The sequence below is a fragment of the Neisseria basseii genome, from assembly GCF_962707005.1.
Taxonomy (GTDB): Bacteria; Pseudomonadota; Gammaproteobacteria; order Burkholderiales; family Neisseriaceae; genus Neisseria; species Neisseria bergeri.
This window is the reverse complement of record NZ_CAUIXH010000001.1, coordinates 173355-188487: the sequence shown is the minus strand read 5'-3', so window position 1 is coordinate 188487 and position 15133 is coordinate 173355. Positions and strand designations below refer to the sequence as shown.

The 15133-nt window shown below is 52.6% G+C and carries 12 protein-coding genes and 1 pseudogene; 6 read left to right on the top strand and 7 right to left on the bottom strand.

Annotation, left to right across the window (positions count from 1 at the left end; all coding sequences use genetic code 11):
* Window positions 1-389: 389 nt before the first annotated feature.
* Window positions 390-1286 (bottom strand): acetylglutamate kinase, encoded by an 897-nt coding sequence (gene argB / locus Q9I99_RS00990; RefSeq protein ID WP_301667737.1) that lies wholly within the window; start codon window positions 1284-1286, stop codon window positions 390-392.
* A gap of 169 nt (window positions 1287-1455) precedes the next feature.
* On the opposite strand from argB, the gene Q9I99_RS00985 reads away from it, so the two are divergent.
* On the top strand, window positions 1456-2586 hold the full coding sequence (locus Q9I99_RS00985; protein WP_301667738.1) for a M14 family metallopeptidase: 1131 nt from the start codon (window positions 1456-1458) through the stop codon (window positions 2584-2586).
* A 75-nt stretch (window positions 2587-2661) separates the two neighbouring features.
* Complete coding sequence (gene lgt / locus Q9I99_RS00980) at window positions 2662-3510, top strand: prolipoprotein diacylglyceryl transferase (protein WP_301667740.1); 849 nt, start codon at window positions 2662-2664, stop codon at window positions 3508-3510.
* Between the two features lie 71 nt (window positions 3511-3581).
* On the opposite strand, the gene Q9I99_RS00975 is transcribed toward lgt, so the two are convergent.
* Entirely contained in the window at window positions 3582-4244 is a 663-nt protein-coding gene (locus Q9I99_RS00975) for a YecA/YgfB family protein (RefSeq protein ID WP_301667954.1), read from the bottom strand.
* 97 nt (window positions 4245-4341) lie between these two features.
* Complete coding sequence (locus Q9I99_RS00970) at window positions 4342-6135, bottom strand: 2-isopropylmalate synthase (RefSeq protein WP_301667741.1); 1794 nt, start codon at window positions 6133-6135, stop codon at window positions 4342-4344.
* Between the two features lie 238 nt (window positions 6136-6373).
* On the opposite strand from Q9I99_RS00970, the pseudogene proB reads away from it, so the two are divergent.
* Both proB and Q9I99_RS00960 read left to right on the top strand, forming a co-directional pair.
* A pseudogene (gene proB / locus Q9I99_RS00965) lies at window positions 6374-7482 on the top strand (glutamate 5-kinase).
* A gap of 12 nt (window positions 7483-7494) precedes the next feature.
* Window positions 7495-8757: a glutamate-5-semialdehyde dehydrogenase gene (locus Q9I99_RS00960; RefSeq protein WP_301667742.1), complete on the top strand. Its 1263-nt coding sequence runs from the start codon at window positions 7495-7497 to the stop codon at window positions 8755-8757.
* A 70-nt stretch (window positions 8758-8827) separates the two neighbouring features.
* Here Q9I99_RS00960 and Q9I99_RS00955 read toward each other — a convergent pair whose 3' ends face one another.
* Window positions 8828-11860 (bottom strand): DNA translocase FtsK, encoded by a 3033-nt coding sequence (locus Q9I99_RS00955; RefSeq protein ID WP_301667743.1) that lies wholly within the window; start codon window positions 11858-11860, stop codon window positions 8828-8830.
* Between the two features lie 164 nt (window positions 11861-12024).
* Here Q9I99_RS00955 and Q9I99_RS00950 point away from each other — a divergent pair, with 164 nt between their 5' ends.
* Together Q9I99_RS00950 and Q9I99_RS00945 are read left to right on the top strand one after the other, a co-directional pair.
* Window positions 12025-12705, top strand: coding sequence for an energy-coupling factor ABC transporter permease (locus Q9I99_RS00950; RefSeq protein ID WP_301667744.1), 681 nt, complete (start codon window positions 12025-12027; stop codon window positions 12703-12705).
* A gap of 28 nt (window positions 12706-12733) precedes the next feature.
* Window positions 12734-13093: a fluoride efflux transporter CrcB gene (locus tag Q9I99_RS00945; RefSeq protein WP_301667745.1), complete on the top strand. Its 360-nt coding sequence runs from the start codon at window positions 12734-12736 to the stop codon at window positions 13091-13093.
* 131 nt (window positions 13094-13224) lie between these two features.
* Here Q9I99_RS00945 and Q9I99_RS00940 read toward each other — a convergent pair whose 3' ends face one another.
* The 3 genes from Q9I99_RS00940 to folB all read right to left on the bottom strand — a co-directional run bounded on the left by Q9I99_RS00940 (window position 13225) and on the right by folB (window position 15104).
* Window positions 13225-13653, bottom strand: a complete 429-nt coding sequence (locus tag Q9I99_RS00940; protein WP_012221599.1) for a hypothetical protein — start codon at window positions 13651-13653, stop codon at window positions 13225-13227.
* 524 nt (window positions 13654-14177) lie between these two features.
* Window positions 14178-14714, bottom strand: a complete 537-nt coding sequence (locus Q9I99_RS00935) for an NUDIX hydrolase (RefSeq protein ID WP_118787673.1) — start codon at window positions 14712-14714, stop codon at window positions 14178-14180.
* 33 nt (window positions 14715-14747) lie between these two features.
* Entirely contained in the window at window positions 14748-15104 is a 357-nt protein-coding gene (gene folB / locus Q9I99_RS00930) for a dihydroneopterin aldolase (protein ID WP_002213654.1), read from the bottom strand.
* Window positions 15105-15133 lie beyond the last annotated feature (29 nt).

The window sequence follows — 15133 nt, the reverse complement described above, 5'->3', positions numbered from 1 at the left end:
GGAAAAACAAAAAACACAGGAATTCATCGGGAAAAACAACAATCTTTCCACCGTCATTCCCACGAAAGTGGGAATCTAGGACGTAAAATCTAAAGAAACCTTTTTTCCCGATAAGTTTCCGTGCCGACAGGTCTGGATTCCCGCCTGCGCGGGAATGACGAAATTTCAAAGTTATGGCGTTATCGGAAAAACAGAAAATCAAAGCCGGAGAATTTATCCCAAACAACCGGATTTCAAAAAAACAGATTCCCGGCGGGAATGACGGATTTTAGGTTTCTGTTTTGGTTTCTGTTTTCCCGGGAATAACAACTTAGAAATTGCCCGAAACCCAAAAAACAAAAACCGGACAAACGGGTTTTCCGCCAAAGCCGGCATTTTCCGCCTTTGCTTCAGGCATCTTCCCCTCTGCCCAAAATCATCGACCCGATACCGGCATCGGTAAAGATTTCCAGCAAAAGCGCGTTGGGCAACCTGCCGTCGATGATGTGCGTGGCTTTCACACCGTTGACGGCGGCTTCGACCGCAGAAGCGATTTTCGGCAGCATACCGCCATACAGCGTGCCGTCGGCAATCAGTTCGTCAATCCGTTTCGGCGTGAGTTTGGTCAGCAGATTGCCCGTTTTGTCCATCACACCGGCGATATTCGTCATCATCAAGAGTTTTTCGGCGTTCAATTCTTCCGCCAATTTGCCTGCCACCAAATCGGCGTTGATGTTGAACGCTTCGCCTTTTTCACCTACGCCGACGGGGGCGACGACGGGAATGCAGCCGCGTTCTATCAGCCCTTTAACCAAACCGGTATCGATGCTTTCCACCGTACCGACCTGTCCGATGTCCACGCCATTCTGTTCGGGCGTATCAACCAAAAGTTTCTTCGCCTTAATGAAATGGTCGTCGCGCCCGCTCACACCGACCGCGTGCCCGCCATATGTGTTAATCATCGACACGATTTCCTTGTTGACGTGCCCGCCCAACACCATTTCGACAATATCCATCGTCTCTTTGTCGGTAACGCGCATTCCTTGGACAAACTCGCCCTTTTTGCCGACTTTTTCAAGCATCGCATTGATTTGCGGCCCGCCGCCGTGAACGATGACGGGATGAATGCCCACCAGCTTCAGCAGCACGACATCGCGGGCAAACCCTTCTTTCAAAGCAGGTTCGGTCATCGCGTTGCCGCCGTACTTGATGACGACGACCGAACCGGAAAACCGGCGGATGTAAGGCAGCGCTTCGGCAAGGATGCGCGCTTTGTCGGCGGCGGAAATAATGTTTTCAGACTCCATAACGGCTCCATATTGTTAACAATTTCGGCTTATGTTAACGCCAAACGCCGTCTGAAACAATCTTCAGACGGCATCCGGCAGACCTTCGGGCAGGTTGAAGCCTTGCGATACGGGCGGTAAAATCGCGGTTTATCCGGTTCGAGAAACCGGCGACAGCAAGGACTTTCCCATGATTAAAATCAGCACCCGCTTCGATGCCGGCTCGGTCGTCGTCAAAGACCTGACCGACCCTTCCGACATCCGCCTCGCCCTGCGTCCCGACAACGCCTCCGATTTCGCACAATGGTTCTACTTCCGGCTGCAAGGCGCGGCCTATCAAAACTGCATCATGCATTTTGAAAACGCGGCAGAAGCCGCCTACCCGAAAGGCTGGGAAGGCTATCAGGCGTGTGCCTCATACGACCGCCGCAACTGGTTCCGCGTGCCGACGAGCTATGAAAACGGCGTACTGACCATCAACCATACCCCACTGTCCAACAGCGTGTATTACGCCTATTTCGAACCCTATTCCGAAGAGCAGCACCTCAACCTCCTCGGTGACGCGCAAGGCAGCGGCCTGTGCCGCATCGATGACTTGGGCAGCACCGTGCAAGGGCGCGACATCAATCTGCTGACCATCGGCAACCAGGTCGAAAGCGATTTGAAAATCTGGATTACCGCCCGCCAGCATCCGGGCGAAACCATGGCGGAATGGTTTGTCGAAGGGCTGCTCAGCAGGCTGCTCGACCCTCAGGATGCAACCGCGCGCACCCTGCTCGACCGCGCCACGTTCTACATCGTGCCAAACATGAACCCCGACGGTTCGGCACTGGGCAACCTTCGTACCAACGCCGCCGGTGCGAACCTCAACCGCGAATGGGAAAACCCGACTTTGGAAAAAAGCCCCGAAGTGTTCTTCGTGCGCGAAAAAATGCTGGAAACCGGCGTGGATTTGTTTTTGGACATCCACGGCGATGAAGGTTTGCCCTTTGTCTTTGTTGCAGGAACTGAAGGTGTGCCGAACTACAATCCGCGCATTTCCGCGTTGGAAGCGCAGTTCAAAACCGCTCTTTTGAACGCCAGCCCCGATTTCCAAGACGAATACGGTTACGAAAAAGACGCGCCGAGCAAAGCGAATATGACCTTGGCGACCAACTGGATCGGCAACCGTTTCAATTGCCTTGCCTATACGTTGGAAATGCCCTTTAAAGACAACGCCAACCTGCCCGACGACGACTTCGGATGGAACGGCCAACGTTCGTTGCGCCTGGGCGAAGCCGCATTGTCCGCCATTCTCAACGTCATCGGCGATTTGCGCTAAAACCCTTATTGCAGAAATGCCGTCTGAAGCATCATGCCTTTCAGACGGCATTTGAAATTGAAATCAAGGAACATCATGATTACCCATCCCCAATTCGACCCCGTCCTTATCAGTATCGGCCCGCTTGCCGTCCGCTGGTATGCCCTAAGCTACATCCTCGGCTTTATCCTTTTCAGCTTTTTGGGCAAGCGCCGCATCGCGCAGGGGAATTCTGTTTTTACTAAAGAATCGCTTGACGACTTCCTGACATGGGGCATATTGGGCGTTATCCTCGGCGGCCGTTTGGGTTATGTCCTGTTTTACAAATTCTCCGACTACCTCGCCCATCCGCTTGATATTTTCAAGGTATGGGAAGGCGGCATGTCGTTTCACGGCGGATTTTTAGGCGTGGTTGCCGCAATGTGGTTGTTCAGCCGCAAACAAAACATCAGCTTCCTCAAACTGATGGATACGGTCGCACCGCTTGTTCCGTTGGGTCTCGCTTCGGGACGTATCGGTAACTTCATCAACGGCGAACTTTGGGGGCGCATTACCGACATTAACACATTTTGGGCAATGGGCTTCCCGCAGGCGCATTACGAAGACCTCGAAGCCGCCGCGCACAATCCCCTTTGGGCAGATTGGCTGCAACAATACGGTATGCTGCCGCGTCATCCCTCGCAGCTTTATCAGTTTGCCCTTGAAGGCATCTGCCTGTTTATCGCCGTTTGGCTGTTTTCCAAAAAACCGCGTCCGGCCGGTCAGACCGCCGCGCTTTTCCTCGGCGGCTACGGCGTGTTCCGCTTTATCGCCGAATTTGCGCGCCAACCCGACGACTATCTCGGGCTGCTGACCTTGGGGCTGTCGATGGGGCAATGGCTGAGCGTCCCCATGATTGTTTTGGGTATAGCCGGCTTCATCTTCTTCGGCAGCAGGAAAAATTGAACCTTCTTGATAAAATGCCGTCTGAAACTTAAATTTTAAGTTTCAGACGGCATTTTATTCCGCTCGAACCATCAATTTTTACCGCAACACGCCTTGTATTTTCTGCCGCTGCCGCACGGACAGGGATCATTCCTGCCTGTTTTTTCTCCCTCCCTGCGAACGGTTTGCGGTTTATTGATGACCGCCTGCCAGTAGCGGTAGATATCCGCCAATGCATAAGGCAACTCGGATTCCAGCTCCGCCAGCTCGCCTTCTGTGAATTGCAGACGGATAGAGCCGTTGTCCTCTTCATCGTAAATACCGCCCAATGCCATGATGGGATAAAACAACTCTTCAAACTCTTCATCATCGACGGCTTCAAACCAATCGGTCGGCACAATATCCAAACCGTAAAGATAAGCATTGCACCATGTGTAAAAATCGCTGCTGCCGTCTTCGTTTTCATACAGCCACAAATCGGGCAGCTTTTTATCCGCCATCTCGGCGGCCGTGTCCATCGCCATTGCCAAAACCAGCCGTTCGATTTCGGAACGTTCGGCGGCGGTAAACAGCGATTCGTCGCCCAACACTTCCGGCAGCCAGTCGAACGGTGTCAGTTTGTCCGGCCCGCTCAACAGCGCCATCATAAAGCCCTGCACTTCATCGCAGCGCATGGTATTGCCCTGTTCGCTTTTGGCATCCAACAATTCGCTCAACCGCTGTTTGGACGCTTCGGTAAATTTTTGGGAATCCATCATTTGGCCTTTTAAAATGGGTTTAATACCTAATTATAATCGCAATATGCCGTCTGAAGCGTTTTCTACTTCAGACGGCATAACTTTCGCCCAACCGTTAAATCGTACCGCTGCCTTGCGCCTTCGGTTTGGCGGCACTAAATTCCAGTTTGCTCAAGGCGGAAAGGTAAGCTTTGGCGGTGGCGACCAAAACGTCGGTATCCGCGCCCTGACCGTTGACGACGCGGTTGCCGCGCGCCAGACGGACGCTGGTTTCACCCTGGCTTTCCGTGCCTTGCGTGACAGCGTTGACGGAATAAATCTGCAAAGTCGCGCCGCTTTGCGCCACGCTCTCAATCGCTTTGAAAATCGCATCGACGGGGCCGGAACCGCTGGCCGAAGCGCGTTTTTCTTCACCTTTGATGCTGAACACGATGTCGGCACGCGGTTCTTCGCCGGTTTCGGTGCTGATTTTTTGGGAAATGAATTTGTAGCTTTCGGTATTCATATTGCCCATTTCGTCCGACACCAGCGCGTGCAGGTCTTCATCGAAGATTTCGCGTTTTTTGTCGGCGAGTTCTTTGAAGCGGGCAAACGCGGCGTTCAATGCCTCTTCGCTTTCCAACTCGATGCCCAAATCCGCCAGTTTGCTGCGGAACGCGCTGCGGCCGGACAATTTACCCAAGGTCAGGCGGTTGGTTGACCAACCGACCGATTCGGCAGTCATGATTTCATAGGTTTCAGGGTGTTTCAACACACCGTCTTGGTGGATGCCTGATTCGTGTGCAAAGGCGTTTGCTCCGACCACCGCCTTGTTGGGCTGAATCGGATAACCGGTAATGGTGGACACCAATTTGGATACCGGCACGATTTGCGTGGTATCAATGCCGGTTTCCAAGCCGAAAAGGTCATGGCGCACTTTCAACGCCATCACAATTTCTTCAAGGCTGGCATTGCCGGCGCGTTCGCCTAAGCCGTTGATGGTGCACTCCACTTGGCGCACGCCTGCCTGAACAGCGGCCAGCGAGTTGGCAACCGCCATACCCAAGTCGTTGTGGCAGTGGGTCGACCAGACTACTTTGTCGCCGTTGGGCACACTTTTGATGATGTTGCTGATACGTTCGTACCACACGGAAGGGATGGAGTAGCCGACAGTATCGGGAATGTTGATAGTAGTCGCACCTGCTTCGATAACCGCCGTAAAGATTTTGGCGAGGAAGTCCAAATCCGAACGCACGGCGTCTTCGGCGGAAAATTCCACATCGTCGGTGTATTCTTTGGCGATTTTCACTGCTTTGACCGCCGCATCGATGACCTGCTGCGGCTTCATTTTCAGTTTGTGCTCCATGTGGATGGGGCTGGTGGCGATGAAAGTATGGATGCGTTTTTTCGGAGCGGGGGAAACGGCTTCGCCTGCTTTACGCACATCGTTTTCAACGGCACGCGCCAACGAGCAGACCGTGGATTTGGTGATGATTTTGGCAATCGCATTGACCGATTCGAAATCGCCCGGGCTGGCGGCGGCGAAACCCGCCTCAATCACATCCACGCCCATTTTCTCCAACTGGCGGGCAATGCGGATTTTTTCCTCTTTGGTCATGGATGCACCGGGCGACTGCTCGCCGTCGCGCATGGTGGTGTCGAAAATAATTACGCGGTTGGTCTGTGTCATTTCTGTTCTCTCCAGAGATTCGTTTTTTTGTAAAAAAGCATTCAAATCCAGCGGCCTGCCTTGCGCTTCCGCCAGCGCGGTCAGCTTTTGCAGTTGCGCCAAAGGCAGCGACCCGCGCGTGCGCCATTTATAGATGGCAGCAGTTGTTGCGGCATTTTCGGGGTCGTGCTGTTTCAACGCTTCGGCAAGTGCATTCACGCCGCCGAAATAAGCGACCAGACGGTCTATATCTAATTGCATGGTAGTCCTTGTCTAAAATCAATCTGCCCGCAGCAGAAATATGGACAGGATTATACGCATTTTGGACAAAACGGCAATATCAATTTGAAAAAATCTCAATAACCCATCATAGATTTTATTAATTTTATACATTTTGTCTATTTTATTGCAGGCGCAGCGCAATTGTTGACAATTTCGGCAGAACAGGGCAAATTCGACAGCAACAAACCAAACGCTACAAACGCAAAGAACAGAAACAATGAAATACAAAAGAATCGTATTTAAAGTCGGCACATCTTCGATTACCCATTCGGACGGCAGCCTCTCGCGCGGCAAAATCCAAACCATCGCCCGCCAGCTTGCCGCATTGCATCATGCGGGACACGAGCTGGTCTTGGTGTCTTCCGGCGCGGTTGCGGCAGGGTTCGGTGTGCTGGGTTTCAAAAAACGTCCGGTCAAAATCGCCGACAAACAGGCTTCCGCCGCCGTCGGGCAGGGGCTTCTGATGGAAGAATATACGGCAAACCTGTCTTCAGACGGCATCGTGTCCGCGCAAATCCTGCTCAACCGTACCGACTTTGCCGACAAACGCCGCTACCAAAATGCCGGCGGCGCGCTTTCCGTGCTGCTGCAACGCCGCGCGATTCCCATTATCAATGAAAACGACACGGTTTCGGTTGAGGAGTTGAAAATCGGCGACAACGACACATTGAGTGCGCAAGTGGCGGCGATGATACAGGCAGACCTCTTGGTGCTGCTGACCGACATAGACGGGCTTTACACCGGCAACCCGGACAGCAATCCCGATGCCGTACGGCTGGACAGAATCGAACACATCAACCATGAAATCATCGAAATGGCAGGCGGCGCGGGCTCGTCAAACGGCACGGGCGGAATGCTGACCAAAATCAAAGCGGCGACGATTGCGACCGAGTCCGGCGTACCGGTGTATATCTTTCCTCGCTCAAACCCGATGCACTTGCCGAAGCGGCAGATAATCAGGCGGAAGGCTCGTTTTTCGTCCCCCGTACCAAAGGTTTGCGGACGCAGAAGCAATGGCTGGCGTTCTATTCCGAAAGCCTGGGCGACGTTTATGTGGACGAAGGTGCGGAACACGCTTTGTCCGAACAGGGAAAAAGCCTGCTGATGTCGGGCATTGCCGGAATCGAAGGGCATTTCTCCCGTATGGACACCGTAACCGTGTACAGCAGCGCAAGCAAACAGCCTTTGGGCAAAGGGCGCGTCCTGTTCGGCTCTGCCGCCGCCGAAGACCTGCTCAAATCGCGCAAAGTGAAAGGCGTGTTCATCCATCGGGACGATTGGATTTCCATCACGCCCGAAATACGCCTGCTTCTGACCGAATTTTAGAAAAGGAAACCCATGTCAAACACACAAAAACAGCTTGCCCTTGCCAAAGCGGCAAAAAAATCCGCCAACACGGCGGATACGGCAGAAAAAAACCGCGCGCTGCTTGCGATGGCGGACAGCCTGGAAGCGGCGGCGGAAAATATTTTGGCGGCAAACCGCCAAGATTTGGAAGCGGCGGCAGGCAACATTCCCGAAAGCATGACCGACCGCCTTTTGTTGGACGAAAAACGCATTGGCACGATGGCGGACGGCATCAGGGCGGTTGCCGAGCTGCCTGATCCCGTGGGCGAAATACTGGAAACCTCGACTTTGCCCAACGGCTTGGAAATCATCAAAAAGCGCGTGGCGATGGGCGTTATCGGCATTATTTACGAAAGCCGCCCGAACGTTACTTCCGATGCGGCGGCTTTGGCACTGAAAAGCGGCAGCGCGGTCGTACTCCGCAGCGGCAAAGATGCATTCCAATCCGCACGCGCCATCGTTGCCGCCCTGAAAACGGGGTTGGCACAAACCCGCATCGACCCCGACGCGCTCCAGTTGATTGAAGACACCGGGCGCGAAAGCAGTTACGAAATGATGAGGGCGAAAGATTATCTAGACCTGCTGATTCCGCGCGGCGGGGCGGGGCTGATACGGGCGGTGGTTGAGAATGCCGTCGTGCCGGTCATTGAAACGGGGACGGGCATTGTCCACATCTACGTCGATAAAGATGCGGACTTAGAAAAGGCAATCCGCATTGTCCGCAACGCCAAAACCAGCCGCCCGTCCGTGTGCAACTCGATGGAAGTGCTGCTGGTGCATCAAGACATTGCTGCCGACTTCCTGCCCAAGCTCGAACGGCTGTTGGTGCGCGACCGTATAGAAGCCGGACTGCCGCCCGTCCGCTTCCGTTTGGATCCGCAGGCGGCGCGGCATATCGGCGGCGAAGCGGCGGGTGCAGACGATTTCGATACCGAGTTTTTAGACTACATCCTCGCCGTGAAAACCGTCGCTTCGGTCGAAGAGGCGGTCGGACACATCGAAGTCCACAGCACGCACCATTCAGACGGCATCGTTACCGAAAACCGCCACACTGCGGACTATTTCACGACCCATATCGATTCTGCCGCCGTTTATGTCAACGCGTCCACGCGCTTTACCGACGGCGGCGAATTCGGCTTGGGTTGCGAAATGGGCATCTCCACGCAAAAACTCCACGCCCGGGGTCCGATGGGTTTGAAAGAGCTGACGAGTTACAAATACATCGTACAAGGCACGGGACAGGTCAGGGAATAATCCGAATTCAAACATCCGATAAAAATGCCGTCTGAAACAGTCTTCAGACGGCATTTCCATTTGCAAAAAATCAAGCATTGTCCAAGGGGACGAGAATCGTACGGTTGCCGTTGTGTTCCGGTGCGGACACAATGCCTTCCGCCTCCATCTGGTCAATCAGACGCGCGGCGCGGTTGTAGCCGATACGCAAGGAGCGCTGCACGCCCGAAATGCTGGCTTTGCGCGTTTTCAAAACGACAGATACAGCCTCGTCGTACATCGGATCGGTTTCGCCGTCGCCGCTCCGGCCGATTCCCGGCAAATCGTCGGACATACCGCCGCTCAAAATATCGTCAACATAGTCCGGCTCGCCGAACTGCTTCAGATATTCGACCACGCGGTGCACCTCTTCATCCGAAGCAAACGCGCCGTGTACGCGCTGCGGATAGGCCGTACCCGGCGGCAGGAACAGCATATCGCCCTGCCCGAGCAGGTTTTCCGCACCCATTTGGTCAAGAATCGTGCGGCTGTCGATTTTGCTGGACACTTGGAACGCGATACGCGTCGGGATGTTCGCCTTAATCAACCCTGTAATCACATCGACGCTGGGGCGTTGCGTGGCAAGGATAAGATGGATGCCTGCCGCGCGGGCTTTTTGGGCGAGGCGCGCAATCAGTTCTTCGATTTTCTTGCCTGCGGTCATCATCAAATCGGCAAACTCATCGACCACGACCACGATAAACGGCAGTTTTTCCAAAGGTTCGGGATCGTCGGGCGTGAGGCTGAACGGGTTGCCGATTTTTTCTCCCCTTGCTGCGGCTTCGGCGATTTTTTGGTTGAAGCCCGCAAGATTACGTACGCCCATAAAGCTCATCAGGCGGTAGCGTTTTTCCATTTCGTTAACACACCAGTTCAGCGCGTTTGCCGCCAGCTTCATATCGGTAACAACCGGCGCAAGCAGGTGGGGGATGCCCTCGTAAATGCTCAATTCCAGCATTTTCGGATCGATCATAATCATACGCACGTCTTCCGGCGCGGCTTTGAAAAGCATAGACAGAATCATCGCGTTGACACCCACCGATTTGCCCGAACCGGTCGTGCCGGCAACCAACAAATGCGGTGCTTTGCCCAAGTCGGTTACGACGGGCTGTCCGGTGATGTCCTGACCGAGCGCGAGCGTCAGCTTGGATTTGGATTCGGCAAACTCGGGCGAATTGAAGATTTCGCTCAGGCGTATCATTTGGCGTTTCGGGTTCGGAAGTTCCAAACCCATACAGGTTTTGCCGGGGATGGTTTCGACAACGCGGATGGAAGCCACGCCGAGCGAACGCGCCAAATCTTTTTCCAGATTCAGAACGGAATTACCGCGCACGCCGACATCGGGTTCGATTTCATAACGCGTAATCACAGGGCCGGAATAAGAATCGACAACCTTGACCTTGACTTTGAACTCCGCCAATTTTTCTTCGATGGTGATGCTGTTTTCCAACAGTTCTTCTTCGGTTTGCGTCGCCTCGGGATTGAACAGCGGAGGCAGAAGCAGGTCGGTTGTCGGCAGGTGTTCGAATACCGCACCGGTCTCTTCCGATTGGAACGCCCCTTCATCCGCTTCCGTATCCGATGCCCGGCAGGACGGGCGTTCAGACGGCACATTTTCAAACGGACAAACCGCCTGACTGTCATGCCCGAACGCTTCGGTTTCCGACAAATATTGCCCGCTTGACCGCTCTGCCACACCTTCACTGCCGTCATCCGCAATAGCGTCGGTTTCCTCCTGCCAACCTCCATTCAAAACATCATCGGCAAGATGGTCGGTTTCGGCAATGCGGCTGCGTTGCGCCTGCTCGAATCCTGACGGCGGTTCATAGGTACGGTTGTAGATTTCCGATACGGGAGGCGGCGGCAGAATATCGATTTCGGGCGTGAAAACTTTCGGCATTTCGGGTGGTTCGACCACCCACGCATCCGGCGCGGCAGGCTCTTCAATATAGATATCGGCAGCTTCATCATAAACCGGTCCCCCGTATCCCACAGACGAAACAGTTTCCGTGAAAACATTTTCGGTTTCAGACGGCATTTCGACATCCCGTTTCCCGACAACCGTCCGACTTTCTGGAATCAGGCGTGAAATCCGCGCCTCCGCAGAAACCGTTGCCTTGTTCGGTTCTTTCAAATTGACGGAAACGCGGCGGCAGGCATCGCGGACGGATGTGCCGTCTGAAACGGACTGCCCTTGGGAAACATCCGGGGATTTTGCCTCCGCCTGCCCTGCATGACGGCGGAACGGCGCATTCCGTGCATTTTCGGCTTTGACTGCAGAAAAGGCAGACGGATGCTGCTTCTCAAAATACGGCTCAAATCCGTAATCCGCAGACTCGGAAAACGCTTCTTTATCCGCATCGAACATACGGGAATACGTGCGTTGAAGCACAGGGTCGTCCAAACCGATAATCTGCAGCCCTTCCATCGGGGTATCGGACACGCGGACTTTGGGGACCGCTGTTTCGTTTTTCTCAAATGCATCGATATAGCGTTTTTTCGTTTCCCTTAAAGCCGCGCTGTTTAAAGCACGCGTTGCTTCTTCCAAAGTGATTTCCTTAAAAACCGGACGGACGGGCGAAATTTCGCTTTCAGACGGCATCAACCCTTCAGCAATACTCCGGTCGAATGGGATGCGGCGGTTGTCGATTACGGCAGTTGCAATGTCTTCCGTATCGGCAGCCTCTTCCTCCGCAGCTTCTGCTTCTTCCGTTTCCGCTTCTTCCGTCCCGTTTCCACTGTCTGAATATCCGTCGGATGCGGTCGGAACATCCGCACGGTTTGCAGAAGCAGGCGGAACGGGCCTGTCCGGTTCGGATTCGTGCGCCAGATAGTTTCGGCAGAAACGGACGACACCGACAAACAGCCAATACACTGCCGTTTTGACGGCATGGAAAAGCATCAGGGCAAGTTCGGGAAAATCGGGCATACCGTCTTTGATTTCAGGCAGCTCCGCCTGTTTTTCCCCTTTCTTTTCCTGCCACGCAGAAACCTCGCGCATCCACTCGCGTTCGGATTGTGCGCGGACAAAAAACAAGCCGGCAAGCGCAAGCAACAAAATAACGATCAAAACTATCCAAAACATATGCCGTTTCCCGCAAGACAAACGATTAAATGGGTTTATTTTAACGTGTTTCCATCCCAAAAAAAACAACCGGTCGGTAATTCTGCCGAAACCGATTCGGCTTTCGGTTTGCCCCCGCCGACAGTATAATAGCCGTCCCTTCCCTTAATCTTTGCGGCATTGCCATGATTTTCCAAACAGTCTGGTTTTTAGATATGGTACTGTCGGTTTCGTGGATTGTCCTTATCCTGATACTGGCAGCTTCCGCGCCGTCCGCATTCCGCTCGCTTGCCCGCTACCGTTCTGCCCTTCCCCTGTGTACCGTAATTTTTTCCGCAGCATGGTGTCTGAACGCCTCTGCCGGCGGCGGACAGCTTGCACAGATGAACTACCACCTGCTCGCCGTCAATCTGGTTGCACTGATGGTGGGCACTTCCGCCGCCCTTTGGCTTGCCGCACTGCTGATGCTGCCCTACTGCCTGCTGTTTGCCGGTTCTGTCGGCGCATATCCGCCGAACGCTTTGGTGCTGATTCTGCCCGCGCTTGTCGTCAACCGCCTGTCGCGTATGCTGGTCAACCGCCTGCCGCCCAATATTTTCATCTTTATTTTCGTCAACGGCTTTCTCGCTTCCGCCGCCGGCATTCTGCTGACCGGGCTGGTGCTGACCGGTATTTTGGATGCCGCAAACGCTTTTCCGTCCGAAATATTGTGGACGACCGCCCTGCCCGTCTTTATTCTGCTGGCGTGGGCGGAAGCCTTCCTCAGCGGCATTTCAACTGCCATATTTGTTGCACTGAAGCCCCATTGGATCAACACTTTCGACGACAACCGCTATCTGAAGTCCGACCGCGGCATATGGCGGTAGCCTTCAGACGGCATAGGCAGACAAAACCATGCTTTCCAACATCATCCCCCTTTCCATCGGTGCGGCACTCGGTGCAACGGCGCGTTGGCTGCTCAACCTCGCCGTTCCTGCCGCCATGTCTCCCGCCACGGGCAACCTGTTTGCCAACTGGACGGGCGCGCTGCTCATCGGCATCTTTGCCGAAACCATCAATCACCCGCAATGGAAGCTGCTGCTGATCACCGGTTTTCTCGGCAGCCTGACCACGCTTTCCGGATTTTCTCTGGAAACCGTAACCCTGCTCCAATCGAATCGTCCCGCTTCAGCACTTGCCAATATTTTCCTACATACGGTGGGTTCGCTGCTGCTGACTTGGCTCGGGCTGAAGATAGGGACGGCAGTCAAATAATCAAAAAAATTGCTTCCTTTGGTTTTGACACAAACTATACAAGTCCTAACATCTTAATCATGGCGCAGCATATAAGCGTGGATTTGCAGCCCAATCTATACTTTCTGATTCTATTCATTAAGCCATTATGCTTATTCCTCAATCACGGTTTCCACCACTGAATGAATACTTTTAGGCAATTGCAAAAAAGCATTCCAAGCAATTAAAGTAGTTTTAAAAGTATGCAGCGAACAGCTTAAATCAGGCCAGCCGTCTTCTTCATCAAATTCGTTGTTATAGAAAACTACTTTTTCAGCAGAAATATCCCAGCAAAAACCTTGTCCACCTCCTGAATAAACTTCATTGGGATTATTTTCTGCTTGATGGATAAATTCTAAATTTTCATCTATGTCTTTTTGTAGATAAAGGTCTCCTGTTAAAACATAAATTAAGTATTCATATATTCTATCTTTAATTATTTCATTATTTTCTTCATTTTCTTCATCTAAAAATATACATCTTTTTAATAGTTCCCCATTAAATTCATAAACATCGTAATAAGCTTTAAAAATAGATATCATATCATTTCCTTATCTTCCATAAATCGGCTTCGGTTGTTTAAATACCGCCCGTGCCAATTACCGTTCTCAAATTCAAATTGGGCTTTTAGGTCTATAACAAAGAAAAAGCCTTGGCAGGATAAACCTACCAAGGCTTTTTATTAAAAAAAACGCTCTATTACTGTGTCTAAAAATGCAAAAAAAGTAACCATCATAACCCTTTTGCCAAAATCAATATCATCATCCGATGAATGAATTGACGGTATATAAGAAAGAATTAATAAGCTCATAAACCGGTAAGAAAAATCAGTAACAAAGATATTCATTATTAACTATTCTTAAAAATGATCACGTTCGTTTGGGTAATTATCAGCCCATACCATACCATACCCTACTCCTATTACTAAAGCACGAATGACTTTAAAGGGCGCGCCCGACGGCAATCCAAACCCTTGTTTCCCCGAAGCCGGAACCGGAAAGATCGTGCCACATCCGCCAAACAAAATGCCCGCCGACTTACTCCGGCGGGCAGCTCCAACACCCTGTCAATCCTTCATCAGCCAGTATTGCAAACCGATTAATGTCTTGCCGTCTTTAATTTCATCGTTTGCCAATGCCTGACGGACTTCTTCTTTCGACATCAATACGGTTTCCGTAATCTCGTCTTCGTCATTGGCAAGCGTACTGCCCAAGCGTACGCCTTCCGCCTCAAACAAATACATTTTTTCGTTGCAAAAACCGACCGCCGTATAAAAACTGTACAACAGGCGTACACTATCGGCAACATAAGGCGTTTCCTCCGCCAATTCTCGCAGCGCACACGCTGCCATATCCTCGCCCGCCACATCCAGCTTGCCCGCAGGAAGTTCCAATGTCGCCTGATTTGCCGCATACCGCCACTGCCGCACCAAAACGACCTTTTCATCATCCGTTACCGCCAACACGCACGCCGCGCCCGGATGCCGGATGACGATACGCTGCCCTTCGTTGCCGTTGGGCAACCTGACCTTATCCCTGCTGATGCTGACGAAACCGCTCTCGTAAATGGTTTCGCCGCCTAATTTTACTTCCCTCAAATCCACTTCATATCTCCTTTCCGTTTCCTATTCTGCCGTTCAATCTTCACGCTTACCGCGCTCGATTTCCACGCCAACCTCGCGCACGCCTTCCAAAATACCCGGCTTGACGATTTTCACACGCACCCACACCGCGCCGAAATATCCCAAAACCAAATCGGCAATGTATTCCGCCAACGCTTCCAAAAGCAGGAAATCCTGTTCTTTCAGATGTCGGCGCAGCGTTTCGCATACCTCGGCATAATGCACCGTATTGGCAATATCGTCGTCCGAACCCGCTTTCTCGGGAACGCCGATGTCCAAATCGACAATCAGGGTCTGCAACCGTTCGCGCTCCCAGCCGTACACGCCGATAAGCGTATCCGCCTTGATGCCGTGCAAAAAGATTTTATCCATAATCCGCCCCGTTTTTTGCTAAAATAACC

Excerpts from the sequence above, each read along its gene's own strand:
- Q9I99_RS00985 (WP_301667738.1), top strand. The coding sequence starts at position 1,456 with ATGATTAAAATCAGCACCCGCTTCGATGCCGGCTCGGTCGTCGTCAAA.
- argB (WP_301667737.1), bottom strand. The coding sequence starts at position 1,286 with ATGGAGTCTGAAAACATTATTTCCGCCGCCGACAAAGCGCGCATCCTT.
- Q9I99_RS00940 (WP_012221599.1), bottom strand. The coding sequence starts at position 13,653 with ATGATATCTATTTTTAAAGCTTATTACGATGTTTATGAATTTAATGGG.
- folB (WP_002213654.1), bottom strand. The coding sequence starts at position 15,104 with ATGGATAAAATCTTTTTGCACGGCATCAAGGCGGATACGCTTATCGGC.
- Q9I99_RS00950 (WP_301667744.1), top strand. The coding sequence starts at position 12,025 with ATGATTTTCCAAACAGTCTGGTTTTTAGATATGGTACTGTCGGTTTCG.
- lgt (WP_301667740.1), top strand. The coding sequence starts at position 2,662 with ATGATTACCCATCCCCAATTCGACCCCGTCCTTATCAGTATCGGCCCG.
- Q9I99_RS00975 (WP_301667954.1), bottom strand. The coding sequence starts at position 4,244 with ATGGATTCCCAAAAATTTACCGAAGCGTCCAAACAGCGGTTGAGCGAA.
- Q9I99_RS00955 (WP_301667743.1), bottom strand. The coding sequence starts at position 11,860 with ATGTTTTGGATAGTTTTGATCGTTATTTTGTTGCTTGCGCTTGCCGGC.
- Q9I99_RS00960 (WP_301667742.1), top strand. The coding sequence starts at position 7,495 with ATGTCAAACACACAAAAACAGCTTGCCCTTGCCAAAGCGGCAAAAAAA.
- Q9I99_RS00970 (WP_301667741.1), bottom strand. The coding sequence starts at position 6,135 with ATGCAATTAGATATAGACCGTCTGGTCGCTTATTTCGGCGGCGTGAAT.
- Q9I99_RS00945 (WP_301667745.1), top strand. The coding sequence starts at position 12,734 with ATGCTTTCCAACATCATCCCCCTTTCCATCGGTGCGGCACTCGGTGCA.